Source organism: Mycobacterium sp., assembly GCF_019243155.1.
GTDB lineage: Bacteria > Actinomycetota > Actinomycetes > Mycobacteriales > Mycobacteriaceae > Mycobacterium.
The window spans coordinates 1-5,370 of sequence record NZ_JAFAUS010000149.1; the positions used below are offsets into that span (position 1 = coordinate 1).

Consider the following 5,370-nt stretch of genomic DNA (forward strand, 5'->3'; position numbering starts at 1 on the left):
TGGGTCAGCGGGCGGGGCGGCTCGACTCCTTGCTGCTCGAGCGCGATGGCGGCAGCCTCGGATTGACCAATCCAAATCGGAAGGTACCGATCACCGTTCGTTTCGCGCAGTAACAGCACAGGCTGGTTCTGCGGCTGCTCCACGCGAATGCCGACAACACGAACTTCACCCATTTGTGTCTGCCCTCCGCATATGCTGCCGTTCTCGACTGGTTCCTGGCGCTACGACGAAGTCGCAATCGCCATGTCGCCGAAACCCTAGCTGTCGACCGAAGTCTAGTCCTCAGCGATGCAGAACGTCGCGAACGGCGGATTTGACTAAAGACGTGTGCAATGTGATTGCGAGCGCCGCAACTTCACGCGCCAAGTCGTCGGCGCGATCACGTGCGCCGGCCTTGTCCGCCTTCACTACCGGGCCCGCGATTTGCGCGATCAGGTCGGACTGCCGATCGGCTGCCGAGCGGAATGCGCGCAGGTGCCGCGGCTCGACGCCGTACTCCGAAAGCGCCCGCGCACACTGCAGGATGACGACCGCGTGCTCGTCGAAAAAGCCGCCCGGGCCGGTGGTGATCACGCCGGCTTTGAGTAATGACGTCAGAAGGTCGTCGTCAACCCCCGAACGCTCCAGCAGATCTTCACGACTCAGCCGGATCCGTGGGGGCGCCACCGCCGCCGTGTCAGAACCGGCGGCCGTCGCACCGTCGCCGTTGCCCGCCACGGACACCAACCGTGGGGCGCTGTAAGGCGATCCGAATGCGGGAAGCTCACCATCGGGCTGGGCGTCCAGTTGCGCCCGAATGACCTTCAGCGGCAGATAGTGATCGCGCTGCGCAGTGAGGATGAATCGCAGCCGCGCGCAGTCATAAGCGGTGAATCTCCGATACCCCGACGCGGCGCGCAGTGGCGTCACCAGTCCTTCGGCCTCCAAGAAGCGAATCTTGGAGATCGTGACATCGGGGAAGTCCGGCCTCAGCAGTTCCAGAACCGCCCCAATCGACATCCCGGCCAATGCCGAGCTATCGGGTGCGCTCACTAGCCTGAAGATCCTCCATCCTCACCCTGCTTGGGGCCGGTCAAAAACACCAAGCGGAACTTGCCGATCTGCACCTCGTCACCGTTGGCAAGCACCGCGGAGTCCACGGGCTCACGATTGACGTAGGTACCGTTCAGACTACCGACGTCGACCACGTTAAATTCGTTGTTCTCCAACCTGAATTCGGCGTGGCGGCGGCTGACGGTGACGTCGTCGAGAAATATGTCGCTGTCCGGATGCCGGCCGGCGGAGGTGATGGGCTGGTCGAGCAGGAACCGCGAGCCGGCATTGGGCCCGCGTTTGACGACCAGCAGCGCCGAACCTGCCGGAAGTCCCTCAACCCCGGATACCGCGTTCTCCGTCCCCGCTTGGGCGGGTGCGTCAAGCTCGTTGAGGAAGTCGGCACGGAAGACAGAAGTCGTCTCCACTGTGACTTCGTCAGAGGTCTGGTCTTCTTGTCTTCCTGAGTCCATGTCCGTCACGCGCTGCTCCTCACTGGCCGCTGTGGCGCTTTCTGACCGGGCCGCTCGGCCGGCTGCTCACTAGGGTTTCTCCACCCGGTACTGCCGATTACTGCCTTTAGCCTTCAAGTGTCGATGTGTCGACGGTACCGCGCACTCCTCCTCAGTGCGGCCACCACCCGACGATCGGAAGTCCGGTTTGCCCCCTCAGCCGATTGCATGGCTTGCATAGCCGTGCGGGGCTGCAGGGACATTAGCAACCGTCATTCGGTCAGCGTTCCGCGGTAGGCCTCAGCGTCAAGCAGCGACGAAATGGCTGACTCCAATTCACCGACGTCCGACACCTGGACGTCCAGCAACCAGCCGTCACCGTACGGGTCGGAATTGACCAATTGCGGACTGCCGTCCAGATCGGTATTCACCGCGGATACTTTCCCCGACACCGGCGCATACAAATCCGAAACCGATTTCGTCGATTCGACCTCACCGAAGGATTCGCCCGCGGTCAGTTCCGTGCCCACATCGGGCAGCTGAACGAAAACGACATCGCCCAATGCCGACTGCGCAAAGTCAGTGATGCCGATCCGCGCGGTGTCATCACCGTTGCGGCGCACCCACTCGTGTTCGGCGGTGTAGTGCAGATCCGGCGGGATATCGCTCACGGGTAATCCTGTCCTGTCGCTGTGAATCACTTGACCGGCTGAGCGTATTGGTGCGGTTTTGGTTGCCGCAAGGTGGCCACGTCCACCCGGTCCGCCTGCTGAACCGTCATCCGCGCGCCGACGCGCTTGACGCTGTCTTCGGCGCCGCCCGGAATGTTCATCGCCGCGGCGAGTGTCGGTGGATCACCAATCGCCAGAAGCGAATACGGCGGCGACAGGGTTTTGTTGTCGATGGTCAGTGCACCCGGCACACCGACTACCCAGGTATCGACACCGACGCGCACGGACTGGTGTCCGTCGTTGACCTCGAGCGCCTCGGCGCCCGCGGCGCGCAATTCGTTGATGACGTCGAGCATCGCCTCCGGTGAAACCCCCGGTCCGGGGTCGTCGATCGCGACGGTGACGCCCGGCCCGGTGGCGCCCACGGCGCCGACCAGGATGGACAGCGCCGCCAGCCTGGCCTGCGCGGCCTGGACGGCGGCCTGATCGTTGTTGCCGGACGCCTGCAACGAATTCAGCGTGTTCTGCAGTTCGTTGACTTCGGTGTTGAGCGTGCCCTCGCGCTGCCGCAACGAATCCAACAGCACCAACAGGTCTGCGGGGCGAGCCGTGTCCAGCGAGTCGCCCGTAGCGGTCTGGCGGACCTGGGTGACGATGGCGATCCCCAGCAGCAGACACAACATGACGGCCAGCGTTCCGAAGCCCAGCCGGGATCGACCGCCGCGCACGATCCCGGACAATCCGGTCCGGTGCACCGGACCGATCTCGGGCCTCGGACGTTTCGCGGGTAGCTCGTGGCGGCCGTGGTGCGCAGCGTCGCCCGCGTTCGCCTCGGGTTGCGCGTCCGGGGTTGGCGCATCGGCACTTTGGCCGTCGCCGCGATCCGTGGGTCCCTGGCTCACGCTGATTCCTATCCGTTATGCCCCGAACAGCCGGCGCCGCAGCGCGGCGGCGTTGCCGAAGATGCGGATACCCAACACGACGATGATCGCGGTGGACAGTTGCGTGCCGACACCGAGTTGATCGCCGACGTAGACGATCAGGGCCGCCACGAAGACGTTGAACACGAACGAGATCACGAAGACCTTCGGGTCGAAGATCCGCTCCAGGTAGGCGCGCAGCCCACCGAACACCGCGTCGAGCGCTGCGACCACCGCGATGGGCAGATACGGCTGCACAACCTCGGGCACCGCGGGGTGGAAAACCAACCCGAGCACGATGCCGATCGCAAGGGCCGCTATGCCGATCATGCTTTGCTTCCCGTCAAAGTCCCACACAGGGGGAATTGTCTGCGGAGGACTTTTCTCAATGTGGCCCAATCTGTTTGGCGAACTTGACATCCCGGACCGACCCGGCGGGCAGCGACAGACCGTCGGCGACGTCCACGGTAACGACGACGCCGTAGGAGATCTGCAGCAGCCTCAGACGTTGCAGGCCGGGGCTGTTTTCGAAGACGTCGCGCACGGCGTGCGGCGGTCCGATGGCCAGGATCGCGTACGGGCTGTTGGTCGGGGTGTTGTCCACCAGGATCGCGCCGCCCGCCTGCCGAATCGTCACGTTCGGTCCGATGCGGACCCCGCCGACGGAGATGGCCTCGGCGCCGCTCGCCCACAGCGAATTGACCACCAGCTGCAGATCCCGGTCCAGGATGATCTGCCTGCTGCCGGTGACGCGTTGCTTGGACACGTCGGACAAGTTCGGGCTGGCACCGGGATCGGTCACGGTCACCTTCAGTCCGGGACCGATGACCGCGGTGCTGGCAGCCGCCAGGCCGAGCGCATCGAGGCTCGCGAGCAGCCGCTGGCCTTCGGCGTTGTCCGCCAGCGCGTGGCGCTGCACGTCGTCGACTCGGGTGGACAGCTCGCTGCGTTGCTTGGCCAGTTTGGACGCGGTGCCTTCCGTCGAACGCACATTTCCCAGCAGCAACTGCTGCGCACTGCGCACACCGGGGGCGACCGAGCGCGCTTGGGCGACCGCGGCGGCGAACACCGTGGCGATCAGCAGCGCCGCCAAGGCCTGCCACAGCCAGCGAAAGGCGCGTTGGCGCCCGGATAACGCGACGGTGACGTCGCGCTTGGCCGCGGCTGCCGCGTAGCCGGGGTCCAGGTGCTCGGACAACAGGGCACGCAGCAGAGACGGCACCGGAATGCTTCTGGGGCGCGATGCCTCGTGCGCGGCATGGCCGGCGTTGGGGTCATAGCCGCCGAGCAGCAGCCGGTCCACGTCAGCCATGCTCGATCGCCTTCGACACGGGTGGACGACGGGCGCCGGGTGCGAGCTTGGGCAGGCGGCGCAGCACCAGCGTCACCTGGATCGCATACAGCACGAACGACCACAGGTAGGCGTACAGACCCCAGATCAGGAAGGCCCATCCGCACGCCCCGATCACACGGCTCCACAGCGCGTCCCACGTTCCCAGCAGGATTAGCGGAAAACCGGACATCAGGGCGAACGTCGCGGCCTTACCGATGTACATGACCGGCAGCGCCGAAACCCCGCGGCCACGGATCAGCGGCAGCGCCGCGGTCAGCAGCCCGTCCCGCACGATCAGGACGATGACCAACCACCACGGCACGATCCCGTCCACCGCCAACAGGACGGGAACGGTCACCATGTAGAGCCGGTCGACCGTCGGGTCCAGCAGCACGCCCAGCCGTGAGGACTGGTCGAGCAGCCGGGCGATCTTGCCGTCGGCCCAGTCGGAGGCGCCGCTGAACATCAGGATGGCCACCGCCCAGCCGTTGGCGTGCACGACCAGCAGCAGGTAGGCGAAAACCGGGATGAGCAGCAGCCGGACGACGCTGAGCGCGTTAGGTACCGTCAGCACCCGGTTCGGCGGCTGCACCTGCTCCATGAGCCGTGACCTTAACGCGGTGGCGATGCGGTTCGCAGCGCGGACCTTGAAGATGCCGGGCGATCAACGCCAATCGGACGCCGAGTGCGCGGCTGTCCGCACACTCGGGCTCCGTCGTGCGGCTGGACGCACATTCGGCGCCAACTGCCCAGGCCTAGCGGAACACCCCGGGCAGGCTCAGCGTGGAAAGGGTGTCGTCCGACAGCGGGTTGTCGTTGACCATGTAGGTCCACGTCGACGTCGGCCGGGCCAGCTTGGACAGGTCCAGGCCCGGCTCCTCCTCGAGGACATTCGCCGTCTCGAACGTCTGCTGCGCGGCCTCGATCGCGTCGGCGGCCAGCGAGGCGAACGCGTCGACGGC

At 65.6% G+C, this 5,370-nt stretch carries 9 protein-coding genes; all 9 read right to left on the reverse strand.

All coding sequences use genetic code 11. From position 1 onward, the window contains the following. Positions 1 to 173 (reverse strand): bifunctional nuclease domain-containing protein (locus JOZ00_RS07225; RefSeq protein ID WP_293341762.1); only part of this gene is annotated, 173 nt, incomplete at its 3' end. 109 nt (positions 174 to 282) lie between these two features. Continuing rightward, complete coding sequence (locus tag JOZ00_RS07230) at positions 283 to 1,032, reverse strand: MerR family transcriptional regulator (RefSeq protein WP_293341743.1); 750 nt, start codon at positions 1,030 to 1,032, stop codon at positions 283 to 285. Continuing rightward, on the reverse strand, positions 1,032 to 1,514 hold the full coding sequence (gene garA, locus JOZ00_RS07235) for a glycogen accumulation regulator GarA (RefSeq protein ID WP_293341746.1): 483 nt from the start codon (positions 1,512 to 1,514) through the stop codon (positions 1,032 to 1,034). The genes JOZ00_RS07230 and garA overlap by 1 nt, the downstream gene beginning before the upstream one ends. Positions 1,515 to 1,756: 242 nt before the next feature. Then, on the reverse strand, positions 1,757 to 2,155 hold the full coding sequence (gene gcvH / locus JOZ00_RS07240) for a glycine cleavage system protein GcvH (protein ID WP_293341749.1): 399 nt from the start codon (positions 2,153 to 2,155) through the stop codon (positions 1,757 to 1,759). Between the two features lie 26 nt (positions 2,156 to 2,181). Further along, complete coding sequence (locus JOZ00_RS07245; protein ID WP_293341751.1) at positions 2,182 to 3,057, reverse strand: DUF881 domain-containing protein; 876 nt, start codon at positions 3,055 to 3,057, stop codon at positions 2,182 to 2,184. 15 nt (positions 3,058 to 3,072) lie between these two features. Next, the gene (locus JOZ00_RS07250; RefSeq protein WP_007170008.1) at positions 3,073 to 3,405 is read right to left on the reverse strand and encodes a small basic family protein; all 333 of its coding nucleotides are present in this window, start codon (positions 3,403 to 3,405) and stop codon (positions 3,073 to 3,075) included. Positions 3,406 to 3,460: 55 nt separating this feature from the next. Then, a complete protein-coding gene (locus tag JOZ00_RS07255; RefSeq protein WP_293341754.1) occupies positions 3,461 to 4,387 on the reverse strand; it encodes a DUF881 domain-containing protein in 927 nt (308 codons plus the stop codon). Further along, on the reverse strand, positions 4,380 to 5,009 hold the full coding sequence (locus tag JOZ00_RS07260; protein WP_293341757.1) for a CDP-alcohol phosphatidyltransferase family protein: 630 nt from the start codon (positions 5,007 to 5,009) through the stop codon (positions 4,380 to 4,382). Before JOZ00_RS07260 ends, JOZ00_RS07255 begins: the two co-directional genes overlap by 8 nt. A 154-nt stretch (positions 5,010 to 5,163) precedes the next feature. Beyond that, positions 5,164 to 5,370 (reverse strand): hypothetical protein (locus JOZ00_RS07265; protein ID WP_293341760.1); only part of this gene is annotated, 207 nt, incomplete at its 5' end.

Coding starts and splice junctions, on each gene's coding strand:
- JOZ00_RS07250 (WP_007170008.1), bottom strand. CDS start 3,405: ATGATCGGCATAGCGGCCCTTGCGATCGGCATCGTGCTCGGGTTGGTT.
- JOZ00_RS07260 (WP_293341757.1), bottom strand. CDS start 5,009: ATGGAGCAGGTGCAGCCGCCGAACCGGGTGCTGACGGTACCTAACGCG.
- JOZ00_RS07255 (WP_293341754.1), bottom strand. CDS start 4,387: ATGGCTGACGTGGACCGGCTGCTGCTCGGCGGCTATGACCCCAACGCC.